Consider the following 16,421-nt stretch of genomic DNA (forward strand, 5'->3'; position numbering starts at 1 on the left):
AAGAGGATTTATGTTGACCGTTTTAGGTGGACTGATTGCTTACTGCCTTAAATTGAAAAAACCATCACTGAAAGTTTTCTACTCAGAAGAAGATTTCTCAATGACGGCTTAAGCAGAATTCGGGTTATTTAAACATTCAAACTATTAAAAGAATCATTAACAAAAACTCGGAGTTTACTGAAGTAGTAAAACAAACTTATCAAACTAAAAAGCCAGTGGTAACAAATCTAATGATCACTTACCACTGGCCTCCCAGTTACCTGACTTATTGTGTTTGCCTTTCCTCTGATAGCTTCCTTTCCCTTTTTTATTTTTCTCAACCCGTTGTTTGAACAGCGGATCACGCAATAGAGCTTCAATAGCATTATCCTTTATTACACCCTTTTTATGGTGATATTCAATCATAATATTCCTCTATCATCTTAACTTGTCTAAAAAACAGCAATTTTACTTGCTGAATTCCCAACAATAAAGAGAAATTATTTATTCCTTATTTAAAGCACCTTGCTCTAAAGTTTCAAGAATGGAACAATAAGTGCTTATGTGAGAACTACCACAACAAGCATCACTTAACCTCTTAAGTGAATCACGCATCTTTCGCATTTCAAAAAGTTTTTCCTCTACTTCCATCAATCTAGAGTCCACAATTTGCTTAGATTCTTCACAAGTATGATGATCAGGATCTACACGAATAGACAGCAATTCAGTAATAGCTTCCAATGTAAACCCTAACTGCTTGGCATAACGTATAAATCGAAGACGCTGTAGATCTTGTTCGGTATAAAGCCTATATCCACCCTCAGTACGGTTCTGATGTTCCATCATTCCCTGTTTTTCATAGAAACGCACTGTATCGGGGGTCACATTCGCTAATCTAGCTAGTTGGCCAATACGATACATCTTTATATCTCCTACACAATAGATAAAATTGCATTGCTTGAAATATCAGCATAACAGGAATTAGAAAGAAATAAGTGAGATATTCGAATATACAGGTGTAAAAAAACCGGGATAAACCCGGTTCTTTTACATGCCTCTACAGATTACTCCGCAGCAGCAACTTCTGTTTGAGGCTCAGCAGCACGGTCAACAAGCTCGATGTATGCCATCGGAGCATTATCACCAGCACGGAAGCCACACTTTAAAATACGAGTGTAACCACCTGCACGGCTCGCAAAACGCGGACCCAGCTCATTAAACAGTTTTGCCACGATTTCGTTATCACGAGTACGGGCGAATGCCAGACGACGATTAGCTACGCTATCGATCTTGGCAAGAGTAATCAGCGGCTCAACGACGCGACGCAGTTCTTTCGCTTTAGGCAGAGTCGTCTTGATGATTTCATGACGAACCAAAGAACCTGCCATGTTGCGGAACATAGCTTGGCGATGGCTGCTGTTGCGGTTCAATTGACGACCACTCTTACGATGGCGCATGACCTTATCCTTCTCAGTAAAACCTTAACCTGTGATCTAGTTATTCATCAGCAATACTTGCTGGTGGCCAGTTTTCCAAGCGCATGCCCAGAGATAAGCCACGTGAAGCCAGTACGTCTTTGATCTCTGTGAGAGATTTTTTACCTAGGTTAGGTGTCTTCAGTAACTCAACCTCGGTACGCTGTACCAAATCACCGATGTAGTGGATAGCTTCTGCCTTAAGGCAGTTAGCAGAGCGGACAGTCAATTCCAGATCGTCAACAGGGCGCAGCAGGATCGGATCAAACTCTGGCTTCTCTTCTTTTACTTCTGGCTGACGTACATCACGTAAATCAACAAAAGCTTCCAGCTGTTCAGCCAAAATGGTAGCTGCACGGCGAATCGCTTCTTCAGGATCGATTGTACCGTTAGTTTCCATCTCGATAACCAACTTGTCCAAATCGGTACGTTGTTCTACACGCGCTGCTTCAACATTGTAGGCAATACGCTCTACTGGGCTATAACAAGCGTCTACTAACAAACGACCAATAGGGCGCTCATCTTCTTCCGAATGAATCCGGGCAGAAGCCGGCACATAACCCCGACCACGCTGAACTTTAATACGCATGCTAATAGAAGCAGTTTCGTCTGTCAGGTGGCAGATTACATGTTGCGGCTTGACGATTTCGACATCACCGTCGTGGATAATGTCGGCTGCAGTCACAGGGCCAATGCCAGACTTATTCAAGGTAAGAATAACTTCATCTTTGCCCTGAACTCTTACCGCCAGCCCTTTCAGGTTGAGGAGAATCTCCAGGATATCTTCCTGTACACCTTCTTTGGTGCTGTACTCATGCAGTACACCATCAATCTCAACCTCAGTCACCGCACAACCCGGCATAGACGAAAGCAGAATACGGCGCAGTGCGTTGCCTAGAGTATGGCCAAAGCCCCGCTCTAATGGCTCAAGGGTCACCTTGGCGTGCGTCGAACTGACTTGCTCGATATCTACCAGGCGCGGTTTTAGAAACTCTGTCACAGAACCCTGCATTGTGTCCTCTCTTTGGTGCTAAGCTTTACTTAGAGTAAAGCTCGACGATCAGGTGTTCGTTAATGTCAGCGGACAGATCGGTACGTTCTGGAATACGTTTGAACACACCTTCCATCTTCGCAGCATCAACTTCCAACCAAGTTGGTTTCTCACGCTGCTCAGCCAGCTCTAAAGCTGCCTTAATACGAGACTGCTTTTTCGATTTTTCACGAACGCTGACTACGTCATTCGGGGATACCTGATAAGAAGCGATATTAACAACGCGACCATTTACCATGATAGCCTTGTGGCTCACCATTTGGCGTGATTCAGCACGAGTTGCACCGAAGCCCATACGGTAAACAACGTTGTCCAGGCGGCCTTCCAGCAAACTTAGCAGGTTTTCACCTGTATTGCCTTTCAGACGAGTTGCTTCTTTATAATAGTTACGGAATTGACGTTCCAGCACACCGTAAATACGACGAACTTTTTGTTTTTCACGTAACTGTACACCATAGTCAGATAAGCGCGGTTTACGTGCGCCATGCTGTCCAGGTGGTTGTTCCAATTTACACTTGGTGTCAATCGCGCGAACGCCAGATTTCAGGAATAGATCTGTACCCTCGCGACGGCTCAGCTTGAGCTTAGGACCCAAATATCTTGCCATTTTCTTTCTCCAACAAACCTAAAAAAGTAAACGCTATTAAACGCGACGTTTTTTAGGTGGACGACAACCGTTATGAGGGATCGGAGTCACATCAGTAATGTTAGTGATGCGGAAACCTGCCGCATTTAACGCACGGATAGTTGACTCGCGGCCAGGACCAGGTCCTTTAACCATAACTTCCAGGTTCTTAATTCCGTATTCTTTCACTGCTTCAGCGCAGCGCTCTGCCGCAACCTGAGCCGCAAACGGAGTAGATTTACGAGAACCACGGAAACCGGAACCACCAGCAGTTGCCCAACCCAGAGCGTTACCCTGACGGTCAGTAATGGTCACGATGGTGTTGTTGAAAGAAGCATGGATATGAGCCACACCGTCAGAAACTTGCTTTCTTACACGCTTACGTGCACGAATAGGTGCTTTTGCCATTATACAATACCCCGATTATTTCTTGATCGGCTTACGTGGACCCTTACGGGTACGTGCATTGGTCTTAGTACGCTGACCGCGAACTGGTAGACCACGACGGTGACGTAAACCACGATAAGTACCAAGATCCATCAGACGTTTGATGCTCAGGGTTACTTCACGACGCAGATCACCTTCTACAACGTATTTGGCAACTTCGTCACGCAGCTTGTCAATTTGCTCTTCAGACAGCTCACTGATCTTAACATGTTCAGCAATACCCGCCGCAGCACAAATGGCTTGAGAGCGAGTTCTACCAATTCCGTAGATCGATGTCAAAGCGATTACGGTATGCTTCTGATCAGGAATGTTAATGCCTGCTATACGGGCCACTATGCACTCCTACAATTATTTACGGCAACACCATTCTGAAAAGCCCGTTTTCAGGATACTCAAACAATGTTGCTGTGATATAAAAAAGATTGGCTGGCTAATTTAGCCAGCTCAAACCGACTTTGCAAGAAAAATATGCTATTTTATTAGCCTTGGCGTTGTTTATGCTTAGGCTCTGCGCTGCAAATCACACGAACGACACCGTTACGCTTAACGATTTTGCAGTTGCGGCATAATTTCTTGACGGAAGCACGAACTTTCATTTTTACTCTCCGTAACTTCTCAAGCAAACCAATTAGCGGTTATAACCTTTAAGGTTTGCCTTCTTCAATGCAGACTCGTATTGACTTGACATCATTAGAGTTTGCACTTGAGCCATAAAGTCCATGATGACCACAACTACGATAAGTAGTGAAGTACCACCAAAATAAAATGGTACTTTCATAGCATCACGCATGAACTCCGGGATTAGGCAGATGAAAGTAATATACATCGCACCAACCAAGGTCAGGCGTGTCATTACTTTATCAATGTACTTGGCCGTTTGCTCTCCCGGACGAATTCCTGGTACAAATGCACCGGACTTCTTCAGGTTATCCGCTGTCTCTCTCGGGTTGAAAACCAACGCAGTATAAAAGAAACAGAAGAAGATGATTGCAGACGCGTAGAGTAACACATAAAGCGGTTGCCCAGGCTGCAAGTACATTGAAATAGTAGTCAGCCAGTTCCAACCAGTTCCACCCCCGAACCAAGAAGCTATGGTACCAGGGAACAGAATAATGCTGGAAGCAAAAATTGCAGGGATAACCCCAGCCATATTCACTTTCAACGGTAAATGTGTACTCTGTGCTGCATAAACTCGGCGACCCTGTTGACGTTTCGCATAGTTAACAACAATACGTCGTTGACCACGCTCCATGAAAACAACGAAGAAAGTCACTGCAAACACTAACACTGCAACCAACAGCAACAGGAGGAAGTGCAGATCGCCTTGCCTAGCTTGCTCGATGGTATGGCCAATAGCCGGCGGCAGACCCGCAACAATACCAGCAAAAATTATGATAGAGATACCGTTTCCAATACCTCGCTCAGTAATCTGCTCGCCTAGCCACATCAGGAACATCGTTCCAGTAACTAAGCTCACAACAGCCGTGAAGTAGAAAGCAAATCCTGGGTTAATTACCAGCCCTTGCATCCCTGGCATATTCGGTAAACCGGTAGCAATACCAATTGACTGAAATATAGCCAGCACTAAAGTACCATAGCGGGTATACTGGCTAATCTTACGACGACCAGCTTCCCCTTCCTTCTTAATCTCGGCTAACGTTGGATGAACCACTGTCAGCAACTGGATAATAATAGACGCAGAAATATACGGCATTATTCCCAAGGCAAAGATAGAAGCACGACTTAAAGCACCACCAGAGAACATGTTAAACATTTCAATGATGGTGCCTCTTTGCTGTTCGAGCAATTTGGCAAGCACAGTGGCATCAATACCAGGGATAGGAATAAAAGAGCCAATACGGAAAACAATCAGCGCTCCAATAACAAACAACAGTCTGCGTTTCAGCTCGCCCAGTCCACCTTTAGCACTTTGAAAATCTAATCCTGGTTGTTTAGCCATCTGTTACTTATTCCTCAATTTTACCGCCAGCAGCTTCAATTGCAGCACGGGCGCCCTTAGTAACACGAAGGCCACGCACAGTTACTGCACGGTTGATTTCGCCAGAAAGCATAACTTTCGCGAATTCAATTTGAATGCCAACGATGTTAGCGGCTTTCAGTGCGTTCAGATCGATAATATCGCCTTCAACGGCAGCAAAATCAGACAGACGAACTTCTGCTGTAACCATTGCCTTACGTGAAGTGAAGCCAAATTTTGGCAAGCGACGGTATAAAGGCATCTGACCACCTTCGAAACCGCGACGCACGCCACCGCCAGAACGAGATTTCTGACCTTTGTGACCACGGCCACCAGTTTTACCCAAGCCCGAACCAATACCACGACCTACACGTTTAGGCGCATGCTTGGCACCTTCAGCCGGAGACAGAGTATTTAAACGCATCTGTTACTCCTCAACTTTAACCATATAGGAAACCAAGTTGATCATACCGCGTATAGCCGGAGTATCTTCACGCTCTACTGTATGACCGATACGACGCAGACCTAAACCAACCAAAGTCGCCTTATGTTTAGGCAGACGACCGATTGAACTGCGAATTTGTGTTACTTTGATAGTCTTAGCCATGGCCATTACCCCAGAATTTCTTCGACGGATTTACCACGCTTAGCTGCGACCATTTCTGGAGACTTCATGCTGTCTAAAGCATCCAGGGTTGCACGAACCACATTAATTGGGTTAGTGGAACCATAGGTTTTAGCCAGTACGTTATGAACACCAGCCACTTCCAAAACAGCACGCATAGCACCACCAGCAATGATACCAGTACCTTCATGAGCAGGCTGCATGAACACGCGGGAACCGGTGTGTGCACCTTTCACAGGATGATGCAAAGTGCCGCTATTCAGTGCGACGGTTTTCATATTGCGACGGGCTTTTTCCATCGCTTTCTGGATTGCTGCCGGAACTTCGCGTGCTTTGCCGTAGCCAAAACCAACGCGACCATTACCATCACCTACAACAGTCAGTGCGGTAAAGCTGAAAATCCGGCCACCTTTTACGGTTTTAGATACGCGGTTTACCGCGATCAGCTTTTCCTGCAGTTCGCCAGCTTGTTTCTCGATGTGAGCCATCTTACACCTCTACCTTAGAACTGAAGGCCAGCTTCACGGGCAGCATCTGCCAGTGCCTGGACTCGACCATGATATTGGAAACCAGAACGGTCAAAGGATACATCTTTAATACCTTTTTCCAGTGCACGTTCAGCAATTGCTTTACCAACTGCTGCTGCGGCCTCTTTATTTCCAGTGTATTTCAACTGCTCATTGATAGCTTTTTCTGTAGTAGAAGCTGCCACCAAAGTTTCAGAACCGTTTGGTGCGATAACCTGCGCATAAATATGGCGAGGGGTACGATGTACCACCAGGCGAGTCGCACCCAGTTCCTGGAGCTTGCGGCGTGCGCGGGTCGCACGACGGATACGAGCTGCTTTCTTATCCATAGTGTTACCTTACTTCTTCTTAGCCTCTTTGATACGCACGACTTCATCGGCGTAACGAACACCCTTACCTTTATAAGGCTCAGGACGACGATAGGCACGCAGTTCTGCCGCAACCTGACCGATTACCTGCTTATCAGCACCTTTCAGTACGATTTCAGTTTGTGACGGACATTCTGCAGTAATGCCTGCTGGCAGTTCGTGGTCAACTGGATGCGAGAAGCCAAGAGACAAGTTAACAACATTGCCTTTGACTGCTGCACGATAACCAACACCTACCAGTTGAAGCTTCTTAGTGAAGCCTTCGGTAACACCGATAACCATAGCACTCAGCAAAGAACGAGTAGTACCCGCCTGTGCCCAACCATCTACATAACCATCGCGTGGTGCGAAGGTCAGTTGGTTATCTGCATGCTTAACTTCAACTGCGCTATGGATTATACGACTCAACTCGCCGTTTTTACCCTTAATCGAAATCACCTGACCGTCGAGTTTTACCTCTACGCCGGCAGGAATGACGACGGGTGCTTTTGCAACACGAGACATTCTTTCCTCCCGAATTAAGCTACGTAGCAGAGAATCTCGCCACCAAGACCAGCTTGGCGAGCTGCACGATCAGTCATTACACCTTTAGAGGTAGAAACAACAGCAATACCTAAACCAGCCATAACTTGTGGCAGCTCATCTTTTTTCTTATAGATGCGCAGACTTGGGCGGCTTACGCGCTGAATGCTTTCTACAACAGCCTTACCCTGAAAGTACTTCAGTACTAATTCCAGTTCTGGCTTGGTGTCGCCTTCGATTTTGTAATCTTCAATATAACCTTCTTCCTTCAGCACCTTGGCAATTGCCACTTTCAGCTTAGAGGAAGGCATGGTGACCGCAACTTTGTTCGCGGCCTGACCGTTACGGATACGGGTCAGCATATCCGCGATGGGATCTTGCATGCTCATCTGTCTTTACTCCCGTGATTCAATTGGTGACAATTACCAGCTAGCCTTTTTAAGGCCCGGAATTTCACCGCGCATAGCGGCTTCACGGACTTTAATACGGCTCAACCCAAACTTCCGCAAAAATGCATGCGGACGCCCAGTTTGGCGACAGCGATTACGCTGACGAGAAGGGCTGGAATCACGTGGCAGTGTCTGCAGCTTAAGAACAGCATTCCAACGCTCTTCATCAGATGCATTCACATCAGAAATAATAGCTTTCAATTCTATACGTTTAGTGAAGAATTTCTCAGCCAATTTCACACGTTTTACATCACGTGCTTTCATTGATTGCTTAGCCATGAATACCCTGCCTTACTTGCGGAACGGGAAGTTAAAAGCAGCCAACAGTGCGCGGCCTTCATCATCAGATTTCGCAGTTGTGGTGATAGTAATATCTAAACCACGAACACGATCCACTTTATCGTAATCGATTTCAGGGAAGATGATTTGCTCACGTACACCCATGCTGTAATTACCACGACCATCAAATGACTTAGCAGACAAACCACGGAAGTCACGGATACGAGGTACAGCAATAGAAATCAGGCGCTCAAGAAACTCCCACATGCGTTCACCACGCAGGGTAACTTTACAGCCGATTGGATAGCCCTGACGGATTTTGAAGCCTGCAACTGATTTGCGTGCTTTGGTGATCAATGGTTTTTGACCAGAGATTGCAGACAAATCTGCTGCTGCATTATCCAGCAGTTTCTTATCAGCAATCGCTTCACCAACACCCATGTTCAGGGTGATCTTCTCGACCCGAGGGACTTGCATGACAGAATTGTAGTCAAACTGAGCCATCAGTTTTTGGACTACCTCGTCTTTGTAGTAATCATGCAGTTTCGCCATCGTATTACTCCAAATTACTTGATAGTTTCGCTGTTAGATTTGAAGAAACGAACTTTTTTACCGTCTTCAAATCTAAAACCTACACGGTCAGCCTTACTGGTTGCCGTATTGAAGATTGCAACGTTTGAAACTTGGATTGCAGCTTCTTTTTCAACGATGCCACCTGGTTGGTTCAGAGCCGGAACAGGCTTCTGATGTTTTTTAACCAAGTTAATACCTTCAACAATGACCTTTCCAGTAGAAAGAACCTGTTTTACTTTACCGCGCTTACCTTTATCTTTGCCAGTCAGCACGATAACTTCGTCATCACGACGGATTTTCGCTGCCATTGTCCGCTCCTTAGAGTACTTCTGGTGCCAGGGAGATAATTTTCATGAACTTTTCATTACGAAGTTCACGAGTTACCGGCCCAAAAATACGCGTACCGATAACCTGCTCACTTGTGTTGTTCAACAACACGCAAGCATTGCCATCGAAGCGAATGACAGAACCGTCAGGGCGACGAACACCCTTCTTGGTGCGCACCACTACCGCTTTCAGGACATCACCTTTTTTCACTTTACCACGAGGAATTGCTTCCTTGATGGTGATTTTAATGATGTCGCCGACGTGTGCGTAGCGACGGTGCGAGCCACCCAGAACCTTGATACACATTACGCGACGTGCACCGGAGTTGTCGGCCACGTTCAGCATAGTCTGTTCTTGGATCATTTTAGTGCTCCGCTAAATGTCAACTACTACTGAGCCTACTTCACTATAATAAAGAGGCCGTTCAGATACCCCATATCATGAGGGCGCGGCATTATAACACCACATCTCAGATATGGATAGAAAAAATAAACGGCTCATTGCCTGAGCCGTTTACTCTATTCGAGTCAGCTTACAGAATCGCTTTCTCTACAACGCGAACTAAGGTCCAAGATTTAGTTTTGGACAATGGACGGGTTTCGCGGATTTCCACCACATCACCTATTCCACATTCATTGTTCTCGTCATGTACGTGCAGTTTAGTCGTACGTTTGATGAATTTACCATACAGAGGATGCTTCACCTTACGCTCAATAGCAACAACAATAGATTTCTCCATTTTGTCACTAACAACACGACCTTGCAGAGTACGGATTTTATCGGTCATTACGCACCCGCCTTCTCAGTCAGTAAAGTCTTAACGCGTGCGATATCACGACGCACTTGTTTCAACAGGTGAGACTGTTGTAGTTGGCCACTTGCTGCCTGCATACGCAGGTTAAATTGTTCACGCAGCAGGTTCAGCAACTCTGTGTTCAGCTCTTCAACGCTTTTTTCGCGCAGCTCTTGTGCTTTCATTACATCACCGTCTTAGTTACAAAGGTGGTTTTGATAGGCAGTTTCGCTGCTGCCAGCTTGAATGCTTCACGAGCCAGCTCTTCAGGCACACCGTCCATTTCATAAAGGACTTTACCGGGCTGGATTAAGGCAACCCAATATTCCACGTTACCTTTACCTTTACCCATACGTACTTCGAGTGGCTTTTCAGTGATTGGTTTGTCTGGGAATACACGAATCCAGATTTTACCTTGACGTTTAATTGCACGAGTCATAGCACGACGTGCCGCTTCAATCTGACGCGCTGTCAGACGACCACGGCCCACAGCTTTCAGACCGAAAGTGCCGAAGCTAACATCCGCACCTGCTGCCAGACCACGGTTACGGCCTTTGTGCACTTTACGGAATTTCGTACGCTTTGGTTGTAACATCAGCGACTCTCCTTACTTGCGGCCTTTACGCTGCTGCTTTTTAGGTTGCGCAGCCGGTTTTTCCGCCTGTTCAACAGCAGCCATACCACCCAAGATCTCACCTTTGAAGATCCATACCTTAACACCGAGTACACCATAAGTGGTGTGCGCCTCTGAAGTGTTATAATCGATGTCTGCACGTAGTGTGTGCAATGGTACACGACCTTCACGATACCATTCAGTACGCGCGATTTCAGCACCGCCCAAGCGACCACTTACTTCCACTTTAATACCTTTGGCACCCAAACGCATTGCGTTCTGGACTGCGCGCTTCATAGCACGGCGGAACATAACACGACGTTCCAACTGTGAAGTGATACTATCAGCAACCAGTTTTGCGTCCAGTTCAGGCTTACGCACTTCAGAAATATTAATTTGCGCAGGAACACCAGCGATTTCCGCTACAGTTTTACGCAGTTTCTCTACGTCTTCACCTTTCTTACCGATTACGATACCTGGGCGAGCAGTGTGAATAGTTACACGGATGCTTTTAGCAGGACGTTCAATAACAATGCGTGAAATAGACGCTTTTGCCAATTCTTTATTCAAGTACTGGCGCACTTTAAAATCGCTGTCCAGGTTATCAGCGAATTCTTTGGTATTCGCATACCAGGTAGAGTTCCAAGGTTTGACAATACCCAGGCGAATACCATTAGGATGTACTTTCTGACCCATTGCTAGTCTCCAGAGTCTCAGCGATCGGACACAACCACAGTAATGTGGCTGCTGCGCTTCAGGATGCGATCTGCACGACCTTTTGCACGAGGCATAATACGCTTCATGGTCGGGCCTTCGTCTACGAAAATCTTCGTGACTTTCAGATCATCAATATCAGCACCATCGTTGTGTTCTGCATTAGCAATAGCAGACTCAAGTACTTTCTTCACTAAACCAGCAGCTTTCTTATTGGTATAGGTCAGAGTTTCCAGAGCTTGCGACACTTTCTTACCGCGAATCAGGTCAGCTACAAGGCGAACCTTCTGAGCAGAAGAACGAGCGTGGCGATGTTTAGCGATAGTTTCCATCTCTTCCTCCTACCTTAGCGCTTTTTAGCCTTTTTATCGGCCGCATGGCCGCGATAAGTACGGGTCGGCGCGAATTCACCTAGTTTATGACCAACCATTTCGTCGGAAACAAAAACAGGTACATGCTGACGACCATTATGGACAGCGATGGTCAAACCGATCATGTTAGGAAAGATCGTTGAACGACGGGACCAAGTCTTAATAGGCTTTTTGTCTCCGCTTTCCACCGCTTTCTCTACCTTCTTCAGCAAGTGCAGGTCAATAAATGGACCTTTCTTGAGAGAACGTGGCATGGCTTATCCTCTAATTATTTTTTAGTACGGCGACGTACGATGAACTGATCAGTACGTTTATTACTACGGGTCTTCTTACCTTTAGTTTGAACGCCCCAAGGAGTTACAGGATGTTTACCAAAGTTACGACCTTCACCACCACCATGTGGGTGATCTACCGGGTTCATCGCCGTACCACGAACGGTAGGACGAATGCCACGCCAGCGACTTGCACCAGCTTTACCCAGAACGCGTAGCATGTGTTCTGCATTACCAACTTCGCCTAAAGTAGCACGGCAGTCAGACAGAACTTTACGCATTTCACCAGAACGCAGACGCAAGGTCACATAAGAACCATCACGAGCAACGATCTGAACATATGCACCAGCAGAACGAGCCAACTGACCACCTTTACCCGGTTTCATTTCTACGTTGTGTACAGTAGAACCAACTGGGATATTACGCATTGGCAATGCGTTACCAGCTTTGATAGCGGCATCAGCACCAGATTGGATCTGGTCACCAGCTTTCAAACCCTTAGGTGCAAGAATATAACGACGCTCACCATCTTTATACAGAACCAAGGCGATGTTTGCTGAACGGTTTGGATCATATTCCAAGCGCTCAACTACAGCAGGAATACCATCTTTATTACGTTTGAAGTCAATCAAACGATAATGCTGCTTGTGACCACCACCAATGTGACGAGTGGTAATACGACCATTGTTGTTACGACCACCGGTTTTGCTGCTTTTTTCCAGTAACGGAGCATAAGGTTTGCCCTTATGCAGCTCAGGGTTAACCACCTTAACAACGTGGCGACGGCCCGGAGACGTAGGTTTACATTTAACAATTGCCATTGTTCTTTACTCCTCCGACTTACTCTGCGCCACCAATGAAGTCCATATTCTGGCCTTCTTTTAGAGTGACGTAAGCTTTTTTCCAGTCGCTACGACGACCAATACGCTGACCGTGGCGTTTAGTTTTGCCTTTAACCAGCAAAGTGTTAACACCTTCAACTTCGACTTCAAATAATTTCTGTACAGCAGCTTTAATTTCTGCTTTAGTCGCGTCTTTCGCAACTTTGAGAACGATGGTATTACTTTTTTCCATCGCTGTAGAAGCTTTTTCAGATACATGCGGCGCGCGCAGTACTTTCAGCAGACGTTCTTCACGGATCATGCCAGCATCTCCTCAACTTGCTTCACAGCATCAGCAGTCATAACCACTTTATCGAAGGCGATCAAACTAACTGGATCGATACCTGCTGCATCACGGACATCAACCTTGTACAGGTTACGAGCTGCTAAGAACAAGTTCTCATCAACTTCACCAGTGATAATCAGCACATCTTCCAGTGTCATTTCTTTCAGTTTCTGAACCAGAAGCTTAGTCTTAGGAGCTTCTACAGAGAACTTCTCGACAACGATCAAACGATCTTGACGTACCAGCTCAGACAGGATGCTTTTCAGAGCACCGCGGTACATTTTTTTATTAACTTTTTGACTGTGGTCCTGTGGCTTAGCTGCGAAAGTTACACCACCAGAGCGCCAAATTGGACTCTTAATAGAACCAGAGCGTGCACGGCCAGTGCCTTTCTGACGCCATGGTTTTTTACCTGAACCAGAAACTTCAGCACGGGTTTTCTGAGCACGAGTACCTTGACGTGCACCAGCTGCGTAAGCAACAACTACTTGATGCACAAGCGCTTCATTGAAATCACGCCCGAAGGTAGTTTCGGAAACAGTCAGCGCGCCTTGCGCGTCTTTCATTACCAATTCCATTCCTATCTCCTCGACGTTACGCCTTGACAGCCGGTTTTACGATCAGGTTGCTACCAGTCGCACCTGGAACAGCACCTTTGACCAGCAGCAGGTTGCGCTCAGCGTCAACACGTACTACATCCAAGCTTTGAACGGTTACACGTTCATTACCCAGTTGGCCTGCCATTTTCTTGCCTTTAAATACCTTGCCCGGAGTTTGGTTCTGACCGATAGAACCCGGAACACGGTGAGACAAAGAGTTACCGTGGCTAGCATCTTGGGTACGGAAATTCCAGCGCTTAACAGTGCCAGCAAAACCTTTACCTTTCGATGTACCAGTAACGTCGACTTTCTTAACGTCAGCGAAAATCTCAACGCTAATGTTTTGACCTACAGCATATTCTTCGCCCGCAGATAGGCGGAATTCACGCAGGATACGGCCAGCTTCAACGCCAGCTTTAGCAAAATGCCCTGCTTCAGGTTTGTTTACACGGCTAGCTTTTTTGCTACCAGTGGTAACCTGAATTGCACGATAACCATCATTATCTAGGCTTTTAACCTGAGTAACGCGGTTATCTTCAATTTCGATAACAGTTACAGGGATTGAAACGCCATCTTCAGTGAAGATACGAGTCATACCCACTTTTTTACCGACTAAACCAATCATTGTTTCAACCTCTCAATCGTTCAATGACCTGATTAACCCAGGCTGATCTGCACGTCTACACCGGCAGCCAGATCCAGACGCATCAGAGCATCAACGGTTTTCTCGGTTGGCTCAACGATGTCAACCAGACGCTTATGAGTGCGAATTTCGTACTGATCGCGCGCATCTTTATTAACATGCGGAGAAATCAGAACGGTAAAACGCTCTTTACGAGTCGGCAGCGGGATCGGACCACGAACCTGCGCACCAGTACGCTTAGCGGTCTCGACAATTTCCGCAGTTGATTGATCGATCAAACGATGATCAAATGCTTTCAGGCGGATACGGATTCTTTGGTTCTGCATGAGACCAGAGCTCCAACTATTTTATAAACGTAAATAATTACTCCTCGTACCCATTTCGATTGATGGGAGAGTGTAATCGTTCAATGTATAACCCCCATATCGGGAGTATTTTTAAATGGCAGTAAAAATCCCTGCACATTCGCTGATTGACAAATCAGACCTACACATAAGTAAGCCTATGCATTATACGCAAATCAATTTGCAAAGCAAGATACAGATGAGAATCTGTTCAGAGAGGAAATGTAAAATATGGAACGAAGCAAAGAATGCCCTAACTATATAATGTAGTAGGATAGGGCATTCTTTGTAGTAACTACTCTCCTTCAAGAATCTGCGCTTGGGTATAATTTTGAATCCCCATGCGTTCAATTAGTTCAAGTTGAGTTTCCAGCCAATCAATATGCCCCTCTTCCGCATCTAAGATATCTATCATCAAATCACGGCTGACATAGTCATGAATCAAATCAGCATAAGCAATCGCTTCTCTCAGGTCGTGAGCTCCTTGTAATTCAAGCTGCAAATCAGATCTGAGCATTTCTTCAATATCTTCTCCAATGTTAAGTTTCCCTAGGTCTTGCAAATTAGGAATTCCTTCAAGAAAAAGAATACGTTCAATGTACCTATCGGCATGCTTCATCTCATCAATAGATTCATGATATTCCTTCTCATTAAGACGGGTAAGTCCCCAGTTTTTGAACATCCGGGCATGCAGGAAATACTGATTAATTGCGACAAGCTCATTTCCAAGAAGTTTATTTAAATAAGCAATGATTTTTTTATCACCTTTCATAGTCTAATCCTCCGCTTCCAGTACTTAAAGTGTAGTACCTATTCAGCAGAGTAGTAGTAAACTTGCCTTATTTTTTATCAAGCAACTTTATCTATCTTGGGCAGTTGGGCAATTTCCTCATTAATTAGCTCTCTGGCTTGACGTATGCATTTCCCACAATCACGGCCTACAGGAACAATACGTTTTAACTCTCTGATAGAGTGAACGTGATGCTGACGCACCGCATTACGTATTGTTCTATCACTCACCGCATTACATAGGCAGACATACATAAACCGCACTCTCTGGTATATATTATAGCCCATGGTAAATAATAATGAGTATTATTTCAATAATCGTTTGCATTTAATTATTTGTTCCAATTTTTCGGTTCCATACCAACTACCTATGTCAGTACTTACCAACAGAGACAGAACAGCTACAGGTCTCAGATATTGCTTACCTGTATTTAAAAGAACAACTTATCTGAGTCTGATTCATTCGAAAAAATTGCAGACCACTACTGAATGCTGATGATAGAGAGATGTACCTGATATATCAGGATACACTAACAGAATGGATTAATGAAAACCCTGAAGAATAAACTACCACTGGCACAAATCGAAGACATTTGAACAGTATAAAAGATGATTTAGAGGACAATGTAAAAATCTACAACCAAGGAAAGATTACATAAATCTAACTACTAGACACCTGATGTAATACATCAGGTGTCTACTGTCGAAGTTCTAGAGTGTAAACCTACTTTAGAACCAGAAACTTAATTATTGGCGATTAGGCAATAACTTTAGCAACAACACCAGCACCTACTGTACGGCCACCTTCACGGATAGCGAAGCGCAGACCCTGGTCCATTGCGATTGGCGCAATCAGGGTAACTACCATCTGAATGTTATCACCTGGCATCA

General features: G+C 45.4%; 32 protein-coding genes and 2 pseudogenes. 1 reads left to right on the forward strand and 33 read right to left on the reverse strand.

Features of this window, described 5'->3' with window-relative positions; translation table 11 throughout:
• Positions 1-112 (forward strand): annotated as a pseudogene (locus AM629_RS23650) (IS982 family transposase); the annotation flags it as partial.
• A gap of 87 nt (positions 113-199) precedes the next feature.
• On the opposite strand, the pseudogene AM629_RS22595 reads toward AM629_RS23650, so the two are convergent.
• From AM629_RS22595 to AM629_RS22610, 33 genes and pseudogenes are all read right to left on the reverse strand, one after another.
• Positions 200-405, reverse strand: a pseudogene (locus AM629_RS22595) (alternative ribosome-rescue factor A).
• 78 nt (positions 406-483) lie between these two features.
• Positions 484-900 (reverse strand): Zn(2+)-responsive transcriptional regulator, encoded by a 417-nt coding sequence (zntR, locus tag AM629_RS18505; RefSeq protein WP_054480930.1) that lies wholly within the window; start codon positions 898-900, stop codon positions 484-486.
• Positions 901-1,043: 143 nt separating this feature from the next.
• Positions 1,044-1,436 carry a 50S ribosomal protein L17 gene (gene rplQ / locus AM629_RS18510; protein ID WP_054480932.1) on the reverse strand — a complete coding sequence of 131 codons (393 nt, stop codon included), beginning with the start codon at positions 1,434-1,436 and terminating at the stop codon, positions 1,044-1,046.
• A 40-nt stretch (positions 1,437-1,476) separates the two neighbouring features.
• Positions 1,477-2,466, reverse strand: a complete 990-nt coding sequence (locus AM629_RS18515) for a DNA-directed RNA polymerase subunit alpha (RefSeq protein ID WP_011148772.1) — start codon at positions 2,464-2,466, stop codon at positions 1,477-1,479.
• Between the two features lie 25 nt (positions 2,467-2,491).
• Entirely contained in the window at positions 2,492-3,112 is a 621-nt protein-coding gene (rpsD, locus tag AM629_RS18520; protein WP_036773474.1) for a 30S ribosomal protein S4, read from the reverse strand.
• Between the two features lie 36 nt (positions 3,113-3,148).
• Positions 3,149-3,538, reverse strand: coding sequence for a 30S ribosomal protein S11 (rpsK, locus tag AM629_RS18525; RefSeq protein WP_002919257.1), 390 nt, complete (start codon positions 3,536-3,538; stop codon positions 3,149-3,151).
• A gap of 15 nt (positions 3,539-3,553) precedes the next feature.
• Positions 3,554-3,910 carry a 30S ribosomal protein S13 gene (rpsM, locus tag AM629_RS18530; RefSeq protein ID WP_036773472.1) on the reverse strand — a complete coding sequence of 119 codons (357 nt, stop codon included), beginning with the start codon at positions 3,908-3,910 and terminating at the stop codon, positions 3,554-3,556.
• 146 nt (positions 3,911-4,056) lie between these two features.
• A complete protein-coding gene (rpmJ, locus tag AM629_RS22600; RefSeq protein ID WP_002227352.1) occupies positions 4,057-4,173 on the reverse strand; it encodes a 50S ribosomal protein L36 in 117 nt (38 codons plus the stop codon).
• Positions 4,174-4,205: 32 nt separating this feature from the next.
• On the reverse strand, positions 4,206-5,537 hold the full coding sequence (gene secY, locus AM629_RS18535; protein ID WP_011148775.1) for a preprotein translocase subunit SecY: 1,332 nt from the start codon (positions 5,535-5,537) through the stop codon (positions 4,206-4,208).
• A gap of 7 nt (positions 5,538-5,544) precedes the next feature.
• Entirely contained in the window at positions 5,545-5,979 is a 435-nt protein-coding gene (rplO, locus tag AM629_RS18540; protein WP_054480934.1) for a 50S ribosomal protein L15, read from the reverse strand.
• A 3-nt stretch (positions 5,980-5,982) separates the two neighbouring features.
• Positions 5,983-6,162 (reverse strand): 50S ribosomal protein L30, encoded by a 180-nt coding sequence (rpmD, locus tag AM629_RS18545; RefSeq protein ID WP_011148777.1) that lies wholly within the window; start codon positions 6,160-6,162, stop codon positions 5,983-5,985.
• Between the two features lie 5 nt (positions 6,163-6,167).
• The gene (gene rpsE, locus AM629_RS18550; protein ID WP_054480936.1) at positions 6,168-6,668 is read right to left on the reverse strand and encodes a 30S ribosomal protein S5; all 501 of its coding nucleotides are present in this window, start codon (positions 6,666-6,668) and stop codon (positions 6,168-6,170) included.
• A 14-nt stretch (positions 6,669-6,682) separates the two neighbouring features.
• Entirely contained in the window at positions 6,683-7,036 is a 354-nt protein-coding gene (gene rplR, locus AM629_RS18555) for a 50S ribosomal protein L18 (protein WP_011148779.1), read from the reverse strand.
• Between the two features lie 9 nt (positions 7,037-7,045).
• The gene (rplF, locus tag AM629_RS18560; protein WP_054480938.1) at positions 7,046-7,579 is read right to left on the reverse strand and encodes a 50S ribosomal protein L6; all 534 of its coding nucleotides are present in this window, start codon (positions 7,577-7,579) and stop codon (positions 7,046-7,048) included.
• A 14-nt stretch (positions 7,580-7,593) separates the two neighbouring features.
• Positions 7,594-7,986, reverse strand: a complete 393-nt coding sequence (gene rpsH / locus AM629_RS18565; RefSeq protein WP_011148781.1) for a 30S ribosomal protein S8 — start codon at positions 7,984-7,986, stop codon at positions 7,594-7,596.
• A 33-nt stretch (positions 7,987-8,019) separates the two neighbouring features.
• The gene (gene rpsN / locus AM629_RS18570; RefSeq protein WP_054480940.1) at positions 8,020-8,325 is read right to left on the reverse strand and encodes a 30S ribosomal protein S14; all 306 of its coding nucleotides are present in this window, start codon (positions 8,323-8,325) and stop codon (positions 8,020-8,022) included.
• 12 nt (positions 8,326-8,337) lie between these two features.
• A complete protein-coding gene (gene rplE, locus AM629_RS18575) occupies positions 8,338-8,877 on the reverse strand; it encodes a 50S ribosomal protein L5 (RefSeq protein ID WP_054480942.1) in 540 nt (179 codons plus the stop codon).
• Positions 8,878-8,891: 14 nt separating this feature from the next.
• Entirely contained in the window at positions 8,892-9,206 is a 315-nt protein-coding gene (rplX, locus tag AM629_RS18580; RefSeq protein WP_054480944.1) for a 50S ribosomal protein L24, read from the reverse strand.
• Positions 9,207-9,216: 10 nt separating this feature from the next.
• On the reverse strand, positions 9,217-9,588 hold the full coding sequence (rplN, locus tag AM629_RS18585; protein WP_015836277.1) for a 50S ribosomal protein L14: 372 nt from the start codon (positions 9,586-9,588) through the stop codon (positions 9,217-9,219).
• Between the two features lie 169 nt (positions 9,589-9,757).
• Positions 9,758-10,012, reverse strand: coding sequence for a 30S ribosomal protein S17 (gene rpsQ, locus AM629_RS18590; protein ID WP_011148786.1), 255 nt, complete (start codon positions 10,010-10,012; stop codon positions 9,758-9,760).
• Positions 10,012-10,203 carry a 50S ribosomal protein L29 gene (rpmC, locus tag AM629_RS18595; protein ID WP_021322794.1) on the reverse strand — a complete coding sequence of 64 codons (192 nt, stop codon included), beginning with the start codon at positions 10,201-10,203 and terminating at the stop codon, positions 10,012-10,014. The genes rpsQ and rpmC overlap by 1 nt, the downstream gene beginning before the upstream one ends.
• Positions 10,203-10,613 carry a 50S ribosomal protein L16 gene (gene rplP, locus AM629_RS18600; protein ID WP_012990491.1) on the reverse strand — a complete coding sequence of 137 codons (411 nt, stop codon included), beginning with the start codon at positions 10,611-10,613 and terminating at the stop codon, positions 10,203-10,205. The genes rpmC and rplP overlap by 1 nt, the downstream gene beginning before the upstream one ends.
• A gap of 12 nt (positions 10,614-10,625) precedes the next feature.
• Positions 10,626-11,327, reverse strand: coding sequence for a 30S ribosomal protein S3 (gene rpsC, locus AM629_RS18605; protein ID WP_015836279.1), 702 nt, complete (start codon positions 11,325-11,327; stop codon positions 10,626-10,628).
• A 17-nt stretch (positions 11,328-11,344) separates the two neighbouring features.
• Positions 11,345-11,677 carry a 50S ribosomal protein L22 gene (gene rplV, locus AM629_RS18610; RefSeq protein ID WP_011148790.1) on the reverse strand — a complete coding sequence of 111 codons (333 nt, stop codon included), beginning with the start codon at positions 11,675-11,677 and terminating at the stop codon, positions 11,345-11,347.
• Between the two features lie 14 nt (positions 11,678-11,691).
• Positions 11,692-11,970, reverse strand: a complete 279-nt coding sequence (gene rpsS, locus AM629_RS18615; RefSeq protein WP_011148791.1) for a 30S ribosomal protein S19 — start codon at positions 11,968-11,970, stop codon at positions 11,692-11,694.
• 14 nt (positions 11,971-11,984) lie between these two features.
• Positions 11,985-12,809, reverse strand: coding sequence for a 50S ribosomal protein L2 (gene rplB, locus AM629_RS18620; protein WP_021322795.1), 825 nt, complete (start codon positions 12,807-12,809; stop codon positions 11,985-11,987).
• 19 nt (positions 12,810-12,828) lie between these two features.
• Positions 12,829-13,131, reverse strand: coding sequence for a 50S ribosomal protein L23 (gene rplW, locus AM629_RS18625; protein ID WP_021322796.1), 303 nt, complete (start codon positions 13,129-13,131; stop codon positions 12,829-12,831).
• Positions 13,128-13,733, reverse strand: a complete 606-nt coding sequence (gene rplD / locus AM629_RS18630; protein WP_054480947.1) for a 50S ribosomal protein L4 — start codon at positions 13,731-13,733, stop codon at positions 13,128-13,130. Before rplD ends, rplW begins: the two co-directional genes overlap by 4 nt.
• 16 nt (positions 13,734-13,749) lie before the next feature.
• On the reverse strand, positions 13,750-14,379 hold the full coding sequence (rplC, locus tag AM629_RS18635) for a 50S ribosomal protein L3 (protein WP_054480949.1): 630 nt from the start codon (positions 14,377-14,379) through the stop codon (positions 13,750-13,752).
• 32 nt (positions 14,380-14,411) lie between these two features.
• The gene (gene rpsJ / locus AM629_RS18640) at positions 14,412-14,723 is read right to left on the reverse strand and encodes a 30S ribosomal protein S10 (RefSeq protein ID WP_001181005.1); all 312 of its coding nucleotides are present in this window, start codon (positions 14,721-14,723) and stop codon (positions 14,412-14,414) included.
• Positions 14,724-15,036: 313 nt separating this feature from the next.
• On the reverse strand, positions 15,037-15,513 hold the full coding sequence (gene bfr / locus AM629_RS18645) for a bacterioferritin (RefSeq protein WP_054480951.1): 477 nt from the start codon (positions 15,511-15,513) through the stop codon (positions 15,037-15,039).
• A gap of 77 nt (positions 15,514-15,590) precedes the next feature.
• Complete coding sequence (gene bfd, locus AM629_RS22605) at positions 15,591-15,785, reverse strand: bacterioferritin-associated ferredoxin (RefSeq protein WP_072023292.1); 195 nt, start codon at positions 15,783-15,785, stop codon at positions 15,591-15,593.
• A 502-nt stretch (positions 15,786-16,287) separates the two neighbouring features.
• A partial coding sequence (locus tag AM629_RS22610; RefSeq protein ID WP_072161849.1) for an EF-Tu C-terminal domain-related protein occupies positions 16,288-16,421 on the reverse strand: 134 nt, incomplete at its 5' end.

Source organism: Photorhabdus heterorhabditis, from assembly GCF_001280945.1.
Taxonomy (GTDB): Bacteria; Pseudomonadota; Gammaproteobacteria; order Enterobacterales; family Enterobacteriaceae; genus Photorhabdus; species Photorhabdus heterorhabditis.